The organism is Shewanella sp. UCD-KL12 (assembly GCF_001957125.1).
Taxonomy (GTDB): Bacteria; Pseudomonadota; Gammaproteobacteria; order Enterobacterales; family Shewanellaceae; genus Shewanella.
The window spans coordinates 1-990 of sequence record NZ_MPHJ01000041.1; the positions used below are offsets into that span (position 1 = coordinate 1).

Sequence of the window (990 nt, forward strand, 5' to 3'; positions counted from 1 at the left end):
CAACCAATCACTTACGAATAAGTTCATCATTGTCCCTTTCACATTAACACTATCAGCTTTCCAAATTTTTAAAGAACGGGCTTAAAAAAGCCAAAGATAAAGTCTTAGTTTATCTTTGGCATCTCTATCCAATGCATGCCTTACTTATTGCTGAATAAGTAAGTCTACTTAGTTAATCAGGTTCCCCTGTTAACCAGCAAAGTAAATGGTGGAGCTATGCGGGATCGAACCGCAGACCTCCTGCGTGCAAGGCAGGCGCTCTCCCAGCTGAGCTATAGCCCCATTTACATGCAGTCAAGAAACAATCAAGATATCCAATGTAAACATTGGCGAAGCCAAATCGCATTCTAATCAAGGCAGTTTAATGCGACGTTTAGCCTGCTAAACGAGTATTGAACTAACGCAGAGTAGAAAAGATTTGGTGGGTCAGAGTGGACTTGAACCACCGACCTCACCCTTATCAGGGGTGCGCTCTAACCAGCTGAGCTACAGACCCATTCTCTTTGGTCTTTTAATCCTTACTCATCGTTACTTTCTTCGTTTCTCAGTCATGTGCTAGAGCACACTCCCTACGAGACTCATCAAGTGCCTTGATTAAGAATCAAAATTCTCAAAAATATCTTTCGATATATTTCTCTTTCTTCTATCAAGTAATCTGTGTAGACACTCAGCGCACTTTTACATGCTCAGGGTTGAGTTAGTCGTATAGGTAAGGAGGTGATCCAGCCCCAGGTTCCCCTAGGGCTACCTTGTTACGACTTCACCCCAGTCATGAACCACACCGTGGTAAACGCCCTCCCCGAAGGGTTAAGCTATCTACTTCTGGTGCAGCCCACTCCCATGGTGTGACGGGCGGTGTGTACAAGGCCCGGGAACGTATTCACCGTAGCATTCTGATCTACGATTACTAGCGATTCCGACTTCATGGAGTCGAGTTGCAGACTCCAATCCGGACTACGACCGGCTTTGTGGGATTAGCTCCACCTCGCG

General features: G+C 45.7%; 2 tRNA genes and 1 rRNA gene. All 3 read right to left on the minus strand.

The annotated features are described in order from the left end of the window. Positions 1–206 precede the first annotated feature (206 nt). Positions 207–282 (minus strand) — tRNA-Ala (locus tag BM736_RS24710). A gap of 137 nt (positions 283–419) precedes the next feature. Then, positions 420–496, minus strand: a tRNA-Ile gene (locus BM736_RS24715). Between the two features lie 214 nt (positions 497–710). After that, positions 711–990, minus strand: a 16S ribosomal RNA gene (locus BM736_RS24720); the annotation flags it as partial.